We start from the raw sequence: 16,766 nt of genomic DNA, 5'->3' as shown, positions 1-16,766 counted from the left end.
TTATGAGAGCGATAACTGACTATCAAAAAGAAATGGCAGGCATTACTGCGAAATATTTTTCGCGAGAAAAGCCGCCTATTTTGCAGTTTTTAGATGAAGCGGAAAACGCTAATATCTACGTATTGGAAGCAAAAGACTCACCTGGAGTTGGACTAACATCGTTCGCGACAGTTGGTTTATCAGACCATCCTCTCTTTTTCAAGGGGAACGAGTTTGAGGCGCGAACCGAGTTAATCGGCGCCTGCGATTCTAATAGGAAAGATTTCGCACATATTTTGGCTACATCTTCCTTTTTTATTATTAACTCAAAATGGTTTTGTGCTCCTGGAATAATATTTCCCGGAGTTGTGGAAATGCACAATTTATCGAAAACGATGAGTGATATATATTTTACAAATCCATTTTTATGGGGAGATAAGTTTCAACCCTTATCTCTGCACGGAAAAACTGTCGCATGGTTACTCGCCATTCCTATTTCAAAATCTGAAACGAAATTTGCCGCAGAGTTTGGCTCTGAGTCATTGGAAAAGTTATTTTCAGAAAAGGACATCGATATTTTTGATTTGAATCGCGCATCAGTGGTTTAAGATGTCCGACACGAAAATATGCCAGGACCTAAGGTTCTGTCGCGTTGTTGATCAGAGGTGGGGCGAGGGGCGGGGTCAGGTCTGCCATTCGTACACGATCTCAGCATTGGTTAGTATCTGCCACTGCACATGAAACCGGTAAGGGGCGAAAACGCGTGTATGACCGCGTTTCGTAGACCTGGGGTGTGATGACACATACCTTTCAGTGTGCCGAGAGCGTCAAGAATACCGGCGTGGATGCCATGTACAGCTATGTCTGGTTGGATGAGGCCAAACAGAGCAAGATCCAGATCCAGGGGATCAATGCGGGCAATCCAGAACAGCTGCGCTGGGCTAGTAAGGCCAATCGGTGGCCGACCGGAGCCTTCGCCTTTCGGATAGAACGGCTCGATGAATTTGTGCAGCTTGCCCAAAGGTGTCACGTCGTCGATCTCGGTGAGGAAGCTGTCGCGCCGTGTCAGTTTCTTCTTGGCGACGTATTCGAGGTCGGAGAAGCTCTTTTGCATGATCGATCGTGGGTTGTCGCGGTACCGTTATTGTCCTCATGTCAGCTTGCAGCAGGGAGTGGGGCGATGAATTGATTGGTGTTTCCCTCGCAGGCTTGTAGAGATCTACTTTTTTTGAAGTTATATATTGAAATTAATAAAAAGACATTGTATTTTGTTTTTTAAAAAAATGCTTCAAATATTTAAGTATATGAAGTTGTAGGTCACGACAACATTTTTGTTGCTAGGTATGATATTCTTTCAGTCTACTTAAATTTCCTTCGTGCATCTGTACGCAGGTACTGATTGCGTACGTATGGACTTGATGGCTATCGCCGGCAACGGCATGCAATACGACTTGCAGCGACTGGAAACGATCAGCCAGAATGTGGCGAATGTACTCACGCCTGCTTATAAAAAACAGGTGGTGGTCGGTCCCGCGTTTGCCGCGCATATGCAGGGTGCCTTGGAACAAGGTGCTGCATCTCCATCTATTCTTCCGCCTTCCCTGACGATCGACCCCTCCGCCGGTTCCTTGCGCTACACCGCGAATGCGCAGGATGTTGCGATAGACGGGACTGCCTTTTTTGAGGTCGAAAGCCGTTCCGGCCCGCAATACACGCGGCAGGGCGCATTGCGCGTCGATGTGAATGGCCGCCTGGTGGGCGCGCACGATTGGTCGCTGGTCGGCGCCACTGGCGACATTATCCTTACTCCCGATCCTTTTAAGATCGATGCGAATGGCGATGTGCGCCAAGGAGAGCGTATTGCCGGGCGTTTGAAACTCGTGCATTTCGCCAATCCGGAAGCGCTGGTGCCCGTCGGTGGTGGATTGTATGTGCAGGGAAATGCGCATCTGGCGGAACGCGAAATGAGCAGCAAGGTGCGCGCTGGATTTCAGGAAGCATCGAATGTCAATTCCGCCCAGGAGATGGTGCGCCTGACGGAAACCGTGCGTCATTTCGAAGCGCTGCAAAAAATCATGCAGGGTTATGACGATGTGCTGGAAAAAACGATACGCAAGCTTGGGGAGTTTTAACGCAGCATGAACGATTCGCTCTATATCGCCGCCACCGGCATGCACATGCAGCAAAAAAGTGTCGACACCATCGCCAATAACCTGGCGAATGTAAATACGCCCGGTTTTAAGAAGGGGCGCGTCAGTTTTGAAGACATGGTCAGCCGCGAGGTGTCGCGTGCGGTGCGCGGCGATGATGTGCAGGCTGGGCAGAACCTGTGGCAAGGACGCGGCGTCGGTATTTTTTCGCTGTCCCAGGTATTTACTGCCGGCGACTTGAAGAAGACTGACTCGGCCATGGATGTCGCCATCAAGGGCGAAGGTTTTTTCGAGGTGGTCGACGTCGATGGCACGCCTGCGTATAGCCGTGGCGGGACCTTGTCGGTCGACAAGGACGGTTTTCTGGCCACCGCCGATGGACACGTTTTCAAGCCGGCGATCCATGTGGGCAACGATGCGAGGGAAGTCACCTTGACTACCGATGGCCGTGTGATGGTGAGCCGCGACAAAGGCGAGGCAAGCGAGGCGGGGCGCATCGAGCTGGCACGGTTTTCCGACACGACCGGCCTGCTGTCGCTGGGCGGCAACTTGTACAAACCGTCGGCACGTTCCGGCGACGCGATCTACGGCAAGCCGGGTGACGATGGGCTGGGCACTTTGGCGCAAGGCTTTGTCGAGTCGTCGAATGTCAAGCTGATCGAGGAAATGGTCGACCTGATGGTGGCGCAACGCGCGTACGAAAGCAGCGTGAAAGTGATTCAGGCTTCCGATGAAATGCTGGGCATGAGCAATAACCTGCGGAAATAAGGTATGGCGGCCGCACGTTGCATGCATCGCTGGCTGCTCTGCGTGCCGCTTGCCTTGCTGAGTATGGCAGCGCAAGCTTCGACGGTAAAAATTGAGTTGCGCGACGAGGTCTTGCTGAGCAGCCCGCGCATGGCGTTGTCGGATCTTGCCAAGGTCGATGCCGGTGACGCGCGGCTGACACAGGCAATTGCCGCGCTGCCGGTAGGCAGCGCACCTCTGGCTGGACATGTCGACCGGCGCAGCCGCGCCGAACTGGAAGTGGCTTTGCGTGGGCAGCAGTTTCCATTGGGGCAGCGCATCGAGTGGCAGGGGGCGCGCAGCGTGACGATACGCCGGGAAAGCCGCGCGCTGGACCCGGCCTTGCCGCTGGCCGAAGCGGTCCGGCACGTGTCGGCAGTGTTCGGTCCCCACTATGAGACGCTGGAACTGAGTCTGGCGACGCCGCTGGCGGAGCTGGCCTTGCCATCAGGCCAGGTGGAATACCGGGCGCGTGCCATCGAGCGCCAGTCCTTGCGGGCACGGCTGCCCGTGTGGGTCGATGTATTCGTCGATGGTGCCTTGTACCGCTCGGTGGTGGTGACCTTGGCGGTCGTGGCGCGGCAAGAGGTCTATGTAGCGCGCCGCGCGCTGGCCGAGGGCGACACGGTGACGGCGCAGGACGTGGTGCTGGGCGTGCGCGATGTGGCTGGCCTGGCGGATGCGGCGATAAAGCCGGAGGCGCTGGCTGGCACGCCGCGTTTGCGGGGCGCGCTGGCACAGGGGCAGGTATTGACAGTGCGGCAAGTAGCGCCTCCCGGCATGGTCATGCGCGGCGACAGGGTGGCGGTAGAGGTCAGGAATCATGGAATTTTGCTGGAAACAGTAGCAGTGGCGCAAGCCGATGGGCAGCTTGGACAAATGGTGCCAGTCAAATTGCAGCAGAGTAGCGAGGCGGTCAGTGCAAAAGTCATTGCGCCGGGCCAGGTGCGAATCGATGGAAGGTAGGCAATGCGTTACTTGAAAATTGTAGGCTACTTGGCGATGCTGGCAGGCATGGCGTGCGCGCACGCGGACAGCCTGTATCAGCCTGGCAGCTACCAGTCGCTGACCTCGGATTTGCGGCCGCGCCGGGCTGGCGACCTGATTACCGTGATGGTGTATGAAAATGCCAGCGCCACCAGCACTGCCAATACCAGCGCCGGGCGCGATGCCGGCGTGGGTCTCGACATCCAGCGCCCTGGCCGCGGATATGCCGTCGGCATCAATGCGAATAATCAGATGGATGGCCGTGGCCGCACGGCGCGCGAAGGACGGGTGCTGGCGCAAATTACGGTCAGCGTGCGCGAAGTGCTGGCTGGCGGCGACTTGATCGTCGCAGGTGAACAAATACTGAATGTAAATAACGAGCAGCAGACGATCAAGGTGGAGGGCCGTATTCGTCCGCAGGATGTGTCGGATGCGAACGTGGTCTTGTCGACCCGCATCGCCGACGCGAAGATCAGCTACGCCGGCCAGGGCGACCTGGCTGACTCTCAGCGCCCTGCCTGGTGGCAACGCTTCCTGACCTTCTTCGGACTGTAACCATGATCAAACATCTATTGCGTGCTGGCTTGCTGGCGGCGTTGCTGTGCAGCGGCTGGAGCCAGGCAGAGGTGATCCGCATCAAGGACCTCGGCAAGATGGCGGGCTGGCGCGACAATGCGCTGACCGGTTATGGCATCGTGACCGGCCTGGCCGGCACGGGGGACTCCAGCCGCAACAAGGCGACGCGCCAGTCGATCGCCAATATGTTGTCGCGCTTTGACATGAGTATCGTGGCCGACGATGTGCAAAGCCGCAACGTCGCCGCGGTCATGGTCACTGCCACGCTGTCGCCATTCGCCCGCGCAGGCGAGACGCTCGACGTGACGATCACCTCGATCGGCGACGCGCGCAGCCTGGTCGGCGGTGCGCTGATGCTGGCGCCGTTGAAGGGACCGGATGGCCGTATTTATGCACTGGCGCAAGGTCCCGTCTCGGTCGGCGGCTACAAGTACGACATGAACGGCAACGTCGTACAGAAAAACCACCCGACCGTCGCGTCGGTGCCTGGCGGCGCCGTCGTCGAGGTCGGTGTGCCGGCAGATGTCACTCACGCAGGCCAAAGCGTCACTTTTGTCCTGGCCGAGCCGGACTATACGACTGCCACCCGGGTTGCCAGTGCCATCAACAGCGCACTGGGCACGGGTCTGGCGGTGGCGCAGGATGCAGCAGGCATCGAGGTGCGCATACCGGAAGCGCGGCGCAGCCGCGTCACCGATTTCCTGACAGCATTGGAAAACGTCACGGTCGAGCCGGATCGTCGCGCCAGGGTCGTGATCAACGAGCGGACGGGCACCGTGGTATCGGGCGGCGACGTGCGTATTTCCAAGGTGGTGGTGTCGCACGGTGAGTTGAAGGTGACCATCCTTACCGACAATTCGGTATCCCAGCCATTGCTGGTCAGCCGCGTCGGCGACGGCGTGCGCAGCCTGCGTGTCGCCAACAGCCGGGTCGATGTGGAAGAGCGTGGTGAAACGGGTTATGTGGCGGCGACCAGCAATACGGTGGCCGACCTGGTGCAGTCGCTGGCGCGCCTGAAGACGAATACGCGCGACATGATTTCGATCCTGCGCGCCGTCAAAGCTGCCGGCGCACTGCATGCGGAGCTGGTGGTGCAATAACAAGCGGGCGCCGGCGCCAGTCGATGGCCCTGGCGGTAGTCATGAATATTGAAGCAGGAGCGTGGTTCCATGGTATCCCTTATCGATAGCAGCACGACTGGTTTATTGAGTCTGGCATTGGACGCTGCAGGCATGCGCCAGCAGGCGATCGCACAAAATATCGCCAACGCGAATACGCCCGGATACCAGCGCCTGGCCGTCAGTTTTGAAGGCCGATTGGCTGAGTTGACCCGTAACACCGGCACGGGCGGCGTGCCACCCTCGCTGGCCAGCCTCGGAGATTTCCGGCCGGCGTACGAACTGGCGGGCAATGGCGAACCGGTGGCGCTCGACATGGAGGTGGCGGCGCTATCGGAGAACACCTTGCATCAGCAAGCCTTGCTGAAGGCACTGAACAAACACTTTGCGCTGCTGGGCAGTGCGATCAATGAGGGTAAACGCTGATGGACTATAACGCGGCATTCCAGATCAGCGCCAGTGGCATGCGGGTTGAAAAACTGCGGCTCGACGTGACGGCAGCCAACATCGCCAACATGCACAATGCGGCACCGTCGGCGGCGCAGCTGTACCGGCCCATGCAGGTGCTGGCGCAACAGGCGCCAATGGGATTTGGCCAGCAGTTTGGCGCATTGTATGCGGCCGGGCAGGGCGGCGTGCAGGTGGCGTCGGTCGAACCGCAAGCGGTGCAGCCGCGCATGGTGTACGAACCGGGCCATCCCTATGCCGATACCAAGGGTTTCGTGGCGTATCCGGGCGTCAACCATACGGCTGAAATGGTGAACCTGAATACGGCGTTGCGCGCGTATGAGGCCAATGTGGCGGCCATGAACGCAGCCAAGACCATGGCTGCCCGCACCCTTGAAATCGGAGGCCAGTGATGGTGATCGAATCGGTTGCGGCTGCCGCGCTGGTCCAGCCCGGAGTGGCGCCTGTCAGCGTGCAAGCTCCCGCCGCAGGTTTCGGCCAGTGGTTTGCCGCTGAGCTGAAGTCCGTCAACACCAGCCTGGAGCTGGCCGACACGGACGTGAAAAAGCTGGCGGCGGGGGAAACCCAGAGCCTGCACGAGGTGATGATCCATCTCGAAGAGGCCAAGTTGTCGTTCCAGTTGTTGGCGCAGGTGAGAAATCGTTTGCTCGATGCGTATCAAGAAGTAATGCGGATGCAGGTATAGGAGCAAGACGGTGACATCACTAGTACAAGCATGGCAGCGCCTGGCAATGCAGGCGCGCATCGGCATCATTGCCGGCATCGTCCTGATCGCGGGCCTGGTGATCAGCCTGGGGTTCTGGGCATACCGCGCCGATTATCAGGTGCTGTTTTCCGACGTGGCGCCGGCCGATGCGGCGGCGATGACCGCCGAGCTCGATCGCATGAAAACGCCATACCAGCTGACCGATGGCGGCAATACCATCCTGGTGCCGAAAGACCTCGTCTATAAAACCCGGCTCAAGCTGATGGGCAAGGAAATGCCATTGCATGGCGCGGTAGGTTTTGAAGTATTCAATAATGCCGACTTTGGCATGACCGAGTTTGTGCAGAAGGTGAATTATCTGCGTGCGATCCAGGGTGAATTGACGCGCACCATACTCTCCATCGAAGAAATCCAGGCCGCACGCGTGCACCTGGCACTGCCGGAACAGGGGCTGTTCAAGAAGGCCGTCACCAAGCCGAAGGCTTCGGTGACGCTGACCATGAAGAATGGCCGTGTGCTTGGCGCCGCGCAAGTGGCCGGCATCCAGCGGCTGGTTGCGGCATCCGTGCCCGATATTGTCAGCGATGATGTCACCGTGCTGAACCAGCATGGCGTGGCGCTGACGCGCATCGCCCAGGCGGACGGGGGTGAACAAGGCGCTTCGCAGCTCGATTCCAAGCGCAGTACGGAAGAATACCTGGTCAAGAAAGTGACCCAGGTACTGGACCGTACATTCGGCGCCGGTGAAACGGTGGCCAGCGTTGACGTGGTGCTCAACCTCGACCAGAGCAAGATCACGACGGAGGAGGTCTTGCCGGCCAAAGGTCTGGCAGCCGACGTCCAGCCTGCCGGCGTGATGGTGCGCGACCGCCAGACCAGCCGCGAAGCCAATAGCGCGTTGGCGACCGCGGAACAGAAAGGGCAGGGTACCGGCGGCACCAGCAGCGAGGCCGATTATCAGGTCGGACGGCGTGTCGAACAGCTGGTGCCAGCTAGCGGCACCGTCAAGCGCATGACCGTGGCGGTGCTGGTGAAGCAGCCATTGAACGATGCCCAGCTGGAGCATCTGAAAGAAGTGGTCGCGCTGGCCATCGGCTTCAATAGTCAGCGTGGCGATGCTGTGGTGGTGTATTCGATGGATAAATTTGCCCTGGCCGCCGAACGCGCGCCAGCAGTGGCTGCGCCTGCCACAGATGTGCCGCTGCAAGCGGCACCGGTGACTGCGGCCGCAGCGCCACAGTGGCCGATAGTGGCCGTGCTGCTGGCCATATTGGCTGTGCTGTGCCTGGCATGCGCACTATATTTCTTCGTCAAGCGCCGCAGCCGGCGTCGTGCTGAAAAGCGGCTGGATCCTGCCGCCCGCCAGCAGTTGCTTAACGACGTCAGGCAGTGGATCGCCACGCCTGCTGGCGGTACCTTGTATGGAGAGCGCAAGTGAGCGGATATCGCCAGGCGGCCATTGCGCTGCATGCGGTCGCTGCCGCAGACCGTCGGCTGATCCTGGCCGAACTGCCGCCCGCCGATCGCGCCACTTTGAGCGGCTATTTGCGCGAACTGAAGGAACTGGGGTTCGACGGCGCGGATGCGGGCGAGGTACTGTCGGCCCCAGCCACTGTTGCGCCGGCGTTAACGTCGCTTGACCGTATCATCGCCGCTACGCCCGAGACCATGTATGCCATTTTCCAGCATGAACCGGCCTCCATGACGGCGCAGTTTCTGGCGATGCAGGATTGGCCCTGGGCGCCGGCGATGCTCGACCTGTTTACAGTGGCGCAACGCGAACGCATCCGCGCAGCACGGCCGTCTCCGATGCCAGACGCACCGGCGCGCCGGCGTTGCGTGTTTGACGCGGTGCTCGCGCGTGTCGACGGCGCGGTTTGTCCGCCTCGGCAAACGCGGCCAGCGTCGCCCCTGGCTGCCCTGCTACGCAAAGTGACAGCATGGACCCGATAATCCGCGCAGCCATCGTGTCGTCCGTGCCACGGCAGTTGCGCGGCGCGGTAAATCGTGTCGAAGCGATACCGGTGGTGCCAGTCGCTGCGCAGATTGCGAAAAGTGTTCTGTCCACGCCTGTCACGCAGGCACCGGTGCCTGCGCCAGTGTCTGCGGAAGAACGCCAGGCATTTGATGCTGCGGTCAAGCAAGTGACCGAACAAAAAGCACAATTATTGCTCGACAAAAAGAAGTTAGATGACGAGGCGGCTGCGCTGCTGGCCGATGCTGAACGCCGGGGTCTGGCGCTAGGGAAAGAAAAGGGCGAGCGTGAGGCGCTGGATCTGGCTGCGCGCAAGATCGAGTTGTTGGCATCACTGGCCGATGCAGTGGAGACGTCGCGAACTCTTGCACTCGGGCAAGCTGAAGACATGCTGGTGGAAATCGCCTATGCCGCAGTATGCCGCATGGTCGGCGCCACGGCGGCAAGCCGGGAGACGCTGCTGGACATGGTGCGGGCCATTGCGCGCGATGAACATGCTGCCAAACAATTGCGCATACGTATGCATCCGCAAGACCTGGCTACGCTGCAGACGGAGGAGCTGTCGCTCGACGCGCGCATCCGCTTGCAGGCCGATAGCGCGGTGGCGCTTGGCGGCTGTATGGTCGACAGCGATAAAGGCACGCTCGACGCTCGCCTGGAAACCCAGCTGTCCCGTTTGGGCGAGGCTTTGCTGGCTGTGAGGAGCGGTGGTACAGCATGATGCAGGCTTACCTGGACGCCGCGCATCATGCCGAGTTGACTTGCCGCTCAGGGCACGTGCTGAGCATTTCGGGCCAAAGCATCGAAGCGCAGGGACCCGATGTCAGCATCGGTGAAGTGTGCGAAGTGAGCCTGGGCCAGGCGCCGGGCAAGCTGCTCGCCGAAGTGGTCGGCATGCGTCCCGGACGTGTCATCCTGATGCCTTACGGCGACTTGCGTGGCATTGCCGCCGGCAGCCGCGTGGAAGCCGTGCGCCAGGCACCCGGCATTCCGGTGGGAGCCGGCTTGCTGGGCCGCGTCATTGATGCCTTTGGCGTACCGATCGACGGCGGGGCGCCACTGGCATTGCAAAAAACGCGCAGCCTGCATGCCGCCCCGATCAATCCGCTCAGCCGGCCGCGCATCAAGGATCTGATGCACACGGGAGTACGTGCCATCGATACCATGTTGCCACTGGGACGGGGCCAGCGCATGGGCATTTTTGCTGGCAGCGGCGTTGGCAAGAGCACCTTGCTGGGCATGCTGGCGCGCGACGTCCAGGCGGATGTGAATGTGATTGCGCTGATCGGTGAACGTGGACGCGAGGTCCGTGAATTCGTGGAAAAGCAGCTGGGCCCCAAGGGGCTGGAGCGCAGTGTCGTGGTGGTGGCGACGTCGGACCAGCCGGCGCTGGTACGTACCCGCGCCGCGTACGCCGCAACCGCCATCGCCGAGCACTTTCGGGAGGAAGGCCGGCAGGTGCTGCTGATGATGGACTCGATCACGCGTTTTGCCATGGCGCGACGTGAGATCGGTCTTGCTGCGGGCGAGCCGCCCACCGCGCGCGGCTATACGCCATCGGTCTTTTCCGACATTCCGGCTCTGTGCGAGCGCTGCGGCACGACCGATTCCGGTGGCGCCATCACCGCCCTGTACACGGTGCTGGTGGAAGGCGACGATTTCAACGAGCCTATTTCAGACATCGTGCGGGCCACGCTGGACGGCCATATCATGCTATCGCGCGAACTCGCACACGAAGGACATTTTCCATCGATCGATGTCTTGCAAAGCACCAGCCGCCTGGCTTCGGAGCTGGTGGGGCGCGACGATCAGGACCTGATGCTGGCCGTGGTGGAAGTGCTGTCCACTTACCAGCGCAACCGGCAGATGGTCGATATGGGGGCTTACCGCAGCGGCAGCAACGCGGCGATCGACCGTGCCATCGCCTTGCATCCGGCGATTATTCAGGTGCTGCGCCAGCCGGTACAGGAGTCGACGACACGCGCCGAGGCCTTGGCGCGCTTGCGGGCGGCACTCGCAGCCGGAAACGGTACCTAATGGGCAGCAATCGCCGCTTCCAGTATGCCTTGCAGCCCATGCTGCTGACGCGCCAATGGGAACTCGACCGCCTGCGCTCGGAGCTGGGCGAGTTGAACGCGGCATGGCTTGCGCAAGAGAGCGCAGTGTCGGCGCTGTTACAGCGTCAACAGGTCTCGATGCAGGAATGGGGCGGTCTCGGAGGAGCCGGGGCACCGCTATCGGTGGACAGGTTTGTCATGCTGGCGCGTTATATCGATGATTGCGGATCGCAGGCAAGGCAGGCGCAAGAAGCGCTCGACGGCCTGACGCAGCGGCGCGACGCATTGACTGATCGTCTGCACCAGGCGCAGCGGGCGCTCGATGCGGTGCAGGAGCATCGGGAAAAGATGCAGCTGCGATTCCTGCAAGACCGGATCAGCCTTGATTTCAAGGCCGCCGATGATCAATGGGGAATGTCGCGACAGACGGGGATAGCATATGACAGTGAATCTTAACCCGCTCGATGGCCATGCGCCATCACCTGGCAATCCATTTGCACAACCGCAGGGGCAGCAGGAACGTTGGCTATTTGAACTGGAAACAGCCTTGCTTGAGCAGGGCGTGAAGAAAAATACTCAGCGTGCGGCTGTTGATGCAGGGGAGCGTGGGCACCCGCCAGAGCCGCAGCCGAAGCAGGCTGGCGCACCGCTGCCTTTGAGCGCTGCTGCAGGAGCTCTCAATGGAAACTTGCAGCCAGCGCCTGCCGTGCCAGGCGCACTGCCAGGCGCCTATGCCCTATATGGCGCAGCTGATGGTGTGCTGCCTCTCGCCGCTGGTCCCGGGGCGGTTGCGGGCGATGCGCCGGGCCGGGTCATGATGTCCACGGCGTCTGGCGAAAACGATAGTGCTAATGTGATACCGGCGCGGCCGTTGACGCTGCCTTCCAGCCTGAGCGCTGGTGCCGCTGCAAGCCTGGGTTCGGGGCCAATGCCGGAGACGGAATCGGCCAATTTGCCGGCAACGCAATTGACGCAGGAAGACAGGCAAGATTACGCCTTGCGGCAACTGCATCTGCTGCGTGAAAGCGACGGCGTGCGGGCATGGATACGCGACGCTTCCCTGAGTGCAGTGCAGGAACGTCTGGTGGCGCAAACCATGCTGCTGGAGTTGCATGGCGCTGGCACGCGGATCACGGCGCTGACTGTGAATGGAAAAGAGATACCCCTCAAGCAGAAAGCCTGTGTCGCTACCGACTGCTTTATAGCCGAACCAATGTTTCCCGGCAGCGCCGGAATCCCACTCAAGACAAAGGATGCACTCTGATGGCCGTCAACCCTATTTCTGCGGCAAGCGCGAACCAGCCGGCCCAGTCCAGCAATATCGCAATCCAGGATTTTCTGAAAATCTTGACCGCGCAGCTGAATAGCCAGGATCCGCTCAAGCCCGTCGATAACCAGGAGTTCGTGGCGCAGATTGCGCAATTCGCCTCACTGGAACAAAGCCGCCAGCTCAACGCCAAGATTGATGAATTGCTATCGGTGCAGTCATCGCTGCAGTCGGTGGGCCTGCTGGGCAAGACGGTGGATATTAATCAGGGCGGCGGTGTGGTCACCGGCAAGGTGACGGCACTCGATTTCGCCTCCGGCCAGCCGCTGCTGACCCTGCAGACCTCTTCCGGGGCCTTCCAGGACAAGGTGGCGTTGTCTCAACTTACGAATGTCCGTTAAAGGAAAACATCATGCTTGATACGCTGTTGATCGGTACTTCCGGCCTGTTGGGTTATTCGCAGGGTTTGCGCGTCGTGGGGAATAACCTGGCCAATGTCAATACACCAGGCTTTAAAAAGTCGCAGCCAGAGTTCTCCGACTTGTTCGACAAGGGCAGCAACGCCGCGCATGCCAATGGCCGCGGTGGCGCCGGTTCGCGCGGCGTTGGCTTGAATACCTTGGGGACACAAATCAACTTCAAGAGCGGGATTGATCAGGGCACGGGCAATCCACTTGATGTCATGATTGATGGAAATGGCATGTTTGTTATCCGCCGCGATGATCAATTGCTGTATACCCGTGCCGGCGATTTTCAGTTCAATGCCCAGGATATCCTGGTCAATGCCAGTGGCGACCATGTCCAGGCCCTGGACAGTAGCGGCAAGCTCGGTGACGTTCAGCTTGGGACACTGGCGCGCAATCCACCCAAGGCAACGAGCACGATCAAAATCAGCGGCAATCTGACCAGCACTGTTGCCACGCCCGCCATCGATGCGACGATGACAGGATTGAACATCATTGATGCTGCCGGAGCCAGCCATACCGTCAATCTGATTTTCAAGGATGGGGGCGGCGGAAATTTCAAGGTCACCGTCAACGATGTCGCGACAGGAACGGCAGTCGGCACAGGCGAGTTGAAATTCAATTCCGGCTTCCTGCTGCCGGGATTCGACGTGGTGACCTTTGCCTATAGTTCGGCCACCGTACCGGCCTTCGACGTCAAGCTTGACTTCACCAGCAACGTCAACTCCTTTCCCACTCCCAGCAGTTTGAGCCTGATATCCCAGGACGGCTACCTGGCTGGCAGCATGACGGAACAGGCAATCGGCGCCGATGGCACCTTATCGATCCGCTACTCCAATAATCAGACGGCAAAGGGACCGCGCCTGGCGCTGGCCAATTTCCATGCCATGGGTGATCTGGTACAGGTAGGCGGTGGTGCCTTTGCCGCAGCGGCGCAGCTCCCGGTCCAGTACGGCTATGCCGGCGTCGATGCGTATGGGAAGCTCGCCTCGGGCCACCGTGAAGGTTCCAACGTCGATCTTGCCGAGGAGTTCAGCAATTTGATCCTGATGCAGCGCGGCTACCAGGCCTCGTCACACGTGATCAGTACGGCAAATGACATGATCCAGGAGTTGTTTGACATGAAAGGACGCCGTTGATGCAGGCACAGCCGTATTTGCTGGTATCCGATACTGTGCTGGAGGCAGTGGCTGGGTCGTTGCATCGTGCGTTCGAAGCCTGGTGCATTGCGTGGGGCATACCAGCGTCCAGCATGGACTTTGATTGCAGGCGCGGCTGGGAAGCGCAAGCTGTCTGCCCAGACGCCGCGTGGGGCGCCGTGCGCAGCCGCGGCGACGAGACCTGGTGGTGCGCCTGTACACCGGGGTGGAACCTGCAGCTACGTCACGCAATGTTTCCACTGGGTGTGGCCGAGCCTTTGCAAGCGTCGCAAGCCGGGATGGCGGACGAAGCCGCCGATGCGGCAAGTCTGGCCCTGTTGGAGTCGTTGAGTGGCATCGCGCAGGGCGGTATGCCACTGGCACCGCCAGCAGCATCCTGGTTGCGCGGAGCCGGTGTGGTGGCGTTAAGGCTGGGTCTTGGCAAGCAAAGCATGCACGTGATTGTTAGCCAGGCGGCCGTATCGCGCATCGCACAGCAGATGGGACACGCTGCAGGACGCCTGGCGCCGCTTGCCGCCGTGAACTACCAGCACGCCTTGCGTAACATCCCTCTGAGTTTGCCGCTGGAAATCGGCCGTGCCGAGGTAGGGCTTGGCAGCTTGATGTTGATTGGGGTCGGCGACGTGATCCGGCTCGATACGCTGGCGGACCGGCCGCTGACGGTCATGGGGCCGGGAGGGGACGCATTGTTCGATGCATACCTCGGTCTCGCAGACCAAAAAGTAGCGCTTGAAGTTGTTCGGCGTGATTAACAATGTGCATGATTGAGCATGGAGTAGTGGAATGAGCAGTACATCAAACAGTAATGGCGCCGCGGTAGCGCAGGCCCAGGTCGTTGAATTATCCGAATTCAAGGAGCCGTCCCCGGCAGGGCCGGCTATTTTTGCCGGGAACCTGGGGTTGCTCGACAGCGTCAAGGTGAGCCTGAACGTCATGGTCGGGGAAATCCAGACCACGGTTGGCGAATTGATGGGGCTGAAGGAAGCGTCCGTGCTGAAGACGGACCGCAAGGCCGATTATCCGATCGATATCGTCGTAAACGGCAATGTTGTCGCGCGCGGCCAGCTTGTGGTCGTCGATGACCATTTTGGCGTTCGCATCAGTGAACTGGCGAAGGTTGCCCACGCATGAGACGGGGCATCATCGCAGCGCTGGCTTGCTCATGGTATGGCGGTGCGGCGCTGGCGACGCAGGCGATTCCGTTCAAACGCGATGCTGAGGCAGCAAGCCTGGCTGGCTCGGGCGGGATGGCGGTGTTGCTGGTCTCGCTGCTGGCCATCGGCGCGGTCGTGTTGGTTCGCAAGCGCCTGAAGCTGGGCATGCGGGCGAAGGGTGCGCCGGCGCTGCTGCGTGTGCTGGAAACGCGCCGTTTGGGGCCGCGTACGCTGATTTCCGTGGTCGAATTCGGTGGCAAGCAGCATTTGCTCGCGCAAGGCGAGCATGGCATCACCTGTATCGACACGATCGTGGTGGATGCACCACCTGGCAGCCTGGAGGTTAGTGATGCGCCTTGAGTTGCGGCAGTGCGCCTTGCTAGGAATTCTATTGGCCGCTGCCTGTGGCGGAATGGCGGCGGCATGGGCTGGCGGCGTGGCGGAACCGGCGCTTGCGCTGCCGGGCTTGCAGGTACGCCTGGCCGGGGGGGGAGGCGCCCCGGCCGATGTCTCTTCGGCAATCAAGATATTACTGGGCCTGACGGTACTGAGCCTGGCGCCAGCCATCCTGATGTCGATGACCTCGTTTATCCGGATTGTGATTGTCTTGTCCATGTTGCGCCACGCGCTGGGCATGCCGGAAACGCCGCCCAATACCGTGATTATCAGCCTGGCGCTGTTCCTGACTTTCTTCACCATGTCGCCAGCCTTGCAGGAGGTCAATACCAGGGCGCTGCAGCCGTACATCGCCGGCACGCTCAGTACCGAGGCCGCCGCGGGGCGTGCCGTATTGCCCTTGCGCGAGTTTATGGTCCGCCAGACGCGTGAGCAGGACCTTGCGCTGATGGTCGAACTGTCCAAAGGCGAGGCACCCAAGGTGATCGACGATATCAGCATGGTGCAGCTGATTCCGGCGTTCATGCTGTCGGAATTGCGGTCCGCATTCCAGATCGGCTTTGTGATTTTTCTGCCGTTTTTGCTGATCGACCTGATCGTATCCAGTGCGCTGATGTCACTTGGCATGATGATGGTGCCGCCGGCGTCGATTTCGTTGCCGCTGAAAATTTTGATGTTTGTATTGATTGATGGCTGGAATCTGGTCGTGCGTGCGTTGCTGGGCACTTTTTCCTAGGGCACTGCGTGGACTGCGCCCTGCAACCTGAGCTTGTTTCCAGCGACACCGACGTGGCTGCATTGTGGCGCATGTTCCAGCAAAGTCGTGATGGTGAGTTGCGCAACCGCATCGTGGCGCATTATTTGCGCTTCGCGCGCATCATGGCAGCCAAGCTGTATGCGGGGCGGCACGATGTTGCTGCCGAGTTTGCGGACTACCTGCAATACGCGCGCCTTGGACTGCTGGAAGCGGTCGACCGCTTTGAGGTCGCACGTGGCGTCAAGTTTGAAACATTTGCGGCAAAACGCATTCACGGTGCGGTACTGAATGGCTTGCGCTCGCTTAGCGAGGTGCAGGAGCAGATCGTAGCCCGTAAGCGTATTGTTGCCGAGCGCGTCGAGACATTGCGCGGTGCGGATCCCTGTCCTGCCGATCCTGCTGTGTTGTTTGCGCAGCTTGCCGAAATGGCGATCGGATTGGCCGTGGGGTTTGCACTTGATGATACTGGCATGTATTCTGATACAGGTAACCATTATCAGGACAATACGTATCAAGGCATCGAGCTGATGCAGTTAAAAGAAAGTATTCAGGTGGCGCTCGCCCAATTGCAGGGCAAGCAGCGCCAGGTGATTACGTATCATTATTTGCAGCAAGTTGCTTTTGAGGAAATTGCACAGATCCTCGGTGTGTCGCGCGGGCGGGTGGCGCAAATACACAAGGAAGCCCTGGGCAATCTGCGCGAGGCCTTGCGAAAGCGTGATGGCCTGGATTTATATTGTTAGCATCCGCAGTGTTTCTACTATTT

At 59.8% G+C, this 16,766-nt stretch carries 22 protein-coding genes and 1 pseudogene; 22 read left to right on the top strand and 1 reads right to left on the bottom strand.

Annotated features, from left to right (window positions below; translation table 11 throughout):
• Positions 1-2: 2 nt before the first annotated feature.
• Positions 3-587: a suppressor of fused domain protein gene (locus VPH41_RS12245; RefSeq protein ID WP_328570223.1), complete on the top strand. Its 585-nt coding sequence runs from the start codon at positions 3-5 to the stop codon at positions 585-587.
• 317 nt (positions 588-904) lie between these two features.
• On the opposite strand, the pseudogene VPH41_RS12240 reads toward VPH41_RS12245, so the two are convergent.
• A pseudogene (locus VPH41_RS12240) lies at positions 905-1,093 on the bottom strand (IS5/IS1182 family transposase); the annotation flags it as partial.
• A gap of 304 nt (positions 1,094-1,397) precedes the next feature.
• Between VPH41_RS12240 and VPH41_RS12235 the strand changes: the two are divergent.
• The 21 genes from VPH41_RS12235 (at position 1,398) to VPH41_RS12135 (ending at position 16,743) form a co-directional block, all read left to right on the top strand.
• On the top strand, positions 1,398-2,111 hold the full coding sequence (locus tag VPH41_RS12235) for a flagellar hook-basal body protein (protein WP_328570222.1): 714 nt from the start codon (positions 1,398-1,400) through the stop codon (positions 2,109-2,111).
• A 6-nt stretch (positions 2,112-2,117) separates the two neighbouring features.
• A complete protein-coding gene (gene flgG / locus VPH41_RS12230; protein WP_328570221.1) occupies positions 2,118-2,897 on the top strand; it encodes a flagellar basal-body rod protein FlgG in 780 nt (259 codons plus the stop codon).
• A 3-nt stretch (positions 2,898-2,900) separates the two neighbouring features.
• Positions 2,901-3,881, top strand: coding sequence for a flagellar basal body P-ring formation chaperone FlgA (flgA, locus tag VPH41_RS12225; protein WP_328570220.1), 981 nt, complete (start codon positions 2,901-2,903; stop codon positions 3,879-3,881).
• A gap of 3 nt (positions 3,882-3,884) precedes the next feature.
• Positions 3,885-4,457 carry a flagellar basal body L-ring protein FlgH gene (locus VPH41_RS12220; protein WP_328570219.1) on the top strand — a complete coding sequence of 191 codons (573 nt, stop codon included), beginning with the start codon at positions 3,885-3,887 and terminating at the stop codon, positions 4,455-4,457.
• A 2-nt stretch (positions 4,458-4,459) separates the two neighbouring features.
• Positions 4,460-5,578: a flagellar basal body P-ring protein FlgI gene (locus VPH41_RS12215; protein WP_328570218.1), complete on the top strand. Its 1,119-nt coding sequence runs from the start codon at positions 4,460-4,462 to the stop codon at positions 5,576-5,578.
• Positions 5,579-5,647: 69 nt separating this feature from the next.
• Positions 5,648-6,022 carry a flagellar basal body rod protein FlgB gene (locus VPH41_RS12210; protein WP_328570217.1) on the top strand — a complete coding sequence of 125 codons (375 nt, stop codon included), beginning with the start codon at positions 5,648-5,650 and terminating at the stop codon, positions 6,020-6,022.
• Positions 6,022-6,456 carry a flagellar basal body rod protein FlgC gene (flgC, locus tag VPH41_RS12205; RefSeq protein ID WP_328570216.1) on the top strand — a complete coding sequence of 145 codons (435 nt, stop codon included), beginning with the start codon at positions 6,022-6,024 and terminating at the stop codon, positions 6,454-6,456. The genes VPH41_RS12210 and flgC overlap by 1 nt, the downstream gene beginning before the upstream one ends.
• The gene (gene fliE, locus VPH41_RS12200) at positions 6,456-6,749 is read left to right on the top strand and encodes a flagellar hook-basal body complex protein FliE (protein WP_328570215.1); all 294 of its coding nucleotides are present in this window, start codon (positions 6,456-6,458) and stop codon (positions 6,747-6,749) included. The genes flgC and fliE overlap by 1 nt, the downstream gene beginning before the upstream one ends.
• A 10-nt stretch (positions 6,750-6,759) precedes the next feature.
• Positions 6,760-8,208 carry a flagellar basal-body MS-ring/collar protein FliF gene (gene fliF / locus VPH41_RS12195; protein WP_328570214.1) on the top strand — a complete coding sequence of 483 codons (1,449 nt, stop codon included), beginning with the start codon at positions 6,760-6,762 and terminating at the stop codon, positions 8,206-8,208.
• Positions 8,205-8,723, top strand: coding sequence for a hypothetical protein (locus VPH41_RS12190; protein ID WP_328570213.1), 519 nt, complete (start codon positions 8,205-8,207; stop codon positions 8,721-8,723). Before fliF ends, VPH41_RS12190 begins: the two co-directional genes overlap by 4 nt.
• Positions 8,711-9,466 (top strand): FliH/SctL family protein, encoded by a 756-nt coding sequence (locus tag VPH41_RS12185; protein ID WP_328570212.1) that lies wholly within the window; start codon positions 8,711-8,713, stop codon positions 9,464-9,466. The genes VPH41_RS12190 and VPH41_RS12185 overlap by 13 nt, the downstream gene beginning before the upstream one ends.
• Entirely contained in the window at positions 9,463-10,782 is a 1,320-nt protein-coding gene (locus VPH41_RS12180; RefSeq protein WP_328570211.1) for a FliI/YscN family ATPase, read from the top strand. The genes VPH41_RS12185 and VPH41_RS12180 overlap by 4 nt, the downstream gene beginning before the upstream one ends.
• Positions 10,782-11,258: a hypothetical protein gene (locus VPH41_RS12175; protein ID WP_328570210.1), complete on the top strand. Its 477-nt coding sequence runs from the start codon at positions 10,782-10,784 to the stop codon at positions 11,256-11,258. The genes VPH41_RS12180 and VPH41_RS12175 overlap by 1 nt, the downstream gene beginning before the upstream one ends.
• The gene (locus tag VPH41_RS12170) at positions 11,242-12,066 is read left to right on the top strand and encodes a hypothetical protein (RefSeq protein ID WP_328570209.1); all 825 of its coding nucleotides are present in this window, start codon (positions 11,242-11,244) and stop codon (positions 12,064-12,066) included. Before VPH41_RS12175 ends, VPH41_RS12170 begins: the two co-directional genes overlap by 17 nt.
• Positions 12,066-12,470: a flagellar hook capping FlgD N-terminal domain-containing protein gene (locus tag VPH41_RS12165; RefSeq protein ID WP_328570208.1), complete on the top strand. Its 405-nt coding sequence runs from the start codon at positions 12,066-12,068 to the stop codon at positions 12,468-12,470. The genes VPH41_RS12170 and VPH41_RS12165 overlap by 1 nt, the downstream gene beginning before the upstream one ends.
• 11 nt (positions 12,471-12,481) lie before the next feature.
• Entirely contained in the window at positions 12,482-13,672 is a 1,191-nt protein-coding gene (locus VPH41_RS12160) for a flagellar hook protein FlgE (RefSeq protein ID WP_328570207.1), read from the top strand.
• On the top strand, positions 13,672-14,445 hold the full coding sequence (locus VPH41_RS12155) for a FliM/FliN family flagellar motor C-terminal domain-containing protein (protein WP_328570206.1): 774 nt from the start codon (positions 13,672-13,674) through the stop codon (positions 14,443-14,445). Before VPH41_RS12160 ends, VPH41_RS12155 begins: the two co-directional genes overlap by 1 nt.
• A gap of 31 nt (positions 14,446-14,476) precedes the next feature.
• Positions 14,477-14,824, top strand: coding sequence for a FliM/FliN family flagellar motor switch protein (locus VPH41_RS12150; protein WP_328570205.1), 348 nt, complete (start codon positions 14,477-14,479; stop codon positions 14,822-14,824).
• A complete protein-coding gene (locus VPH41_RS12145) occupies positions 14,821-15,207 on the top strand; it encodes a flagellar biosynthetic protein FliO (RefSeq protein ID WP_328570204.1) in 387 nt (128 codons plus the stop codon). The genes VPH41_RS12150 and VPH41_RS12145 overlap by 4 nt, the downstream gene beginning before the upstream one ends.
• Positions 15,197-15,979: a flagellar type III secretion system pore protein FliP gene (gene fliP, locus VPH41_RS12140; RefSeq protein ID WP_328570203.1), complete on the top strand. Its 783-nt coding sequence runs from the start codon at positions 15,197-15,199 to the stop codon at positions 15,977-15,979. The genes VPH41_RS12145 and fliP overlap by 11 nt, the downstream gene beginning before the upstream one ends.
• Positions 15,980-15,987: 8 nt before the next feature.
• Positions 15,988-16,743 carry a sigma-70 family RNA polymerase sigma factor gene (locus VPH41_RS12135; protein ID WP_328570202.1) on the top strand — a complete coding sequence of 252 codons (756 nt, stop codon included), beginning with the start codon at positions 15,988-15,990 and terminating at the stop codon, positions 16,741-16,743.
• Positions 16,744-16,766: the final 23 nt, after the last annotated feature.

It is taken from the genome of Janthinobacterium sp. P210006 (assembly GCF_036231885.1).
Taxonomy (GTDB): domain Bacteria; phylum Pseudomonadota; class Gammaproteobacteria; order Burkholderiales; family Burkholderiaceae_D; genus Janthinobacterium; species Janthinobacterium violaceinigrum.
The sequence above is the reverse complement of the archived record's forward strand: the minus strand, read 5'-3'. Positions and strand labels throughout refer to the sequence as shown.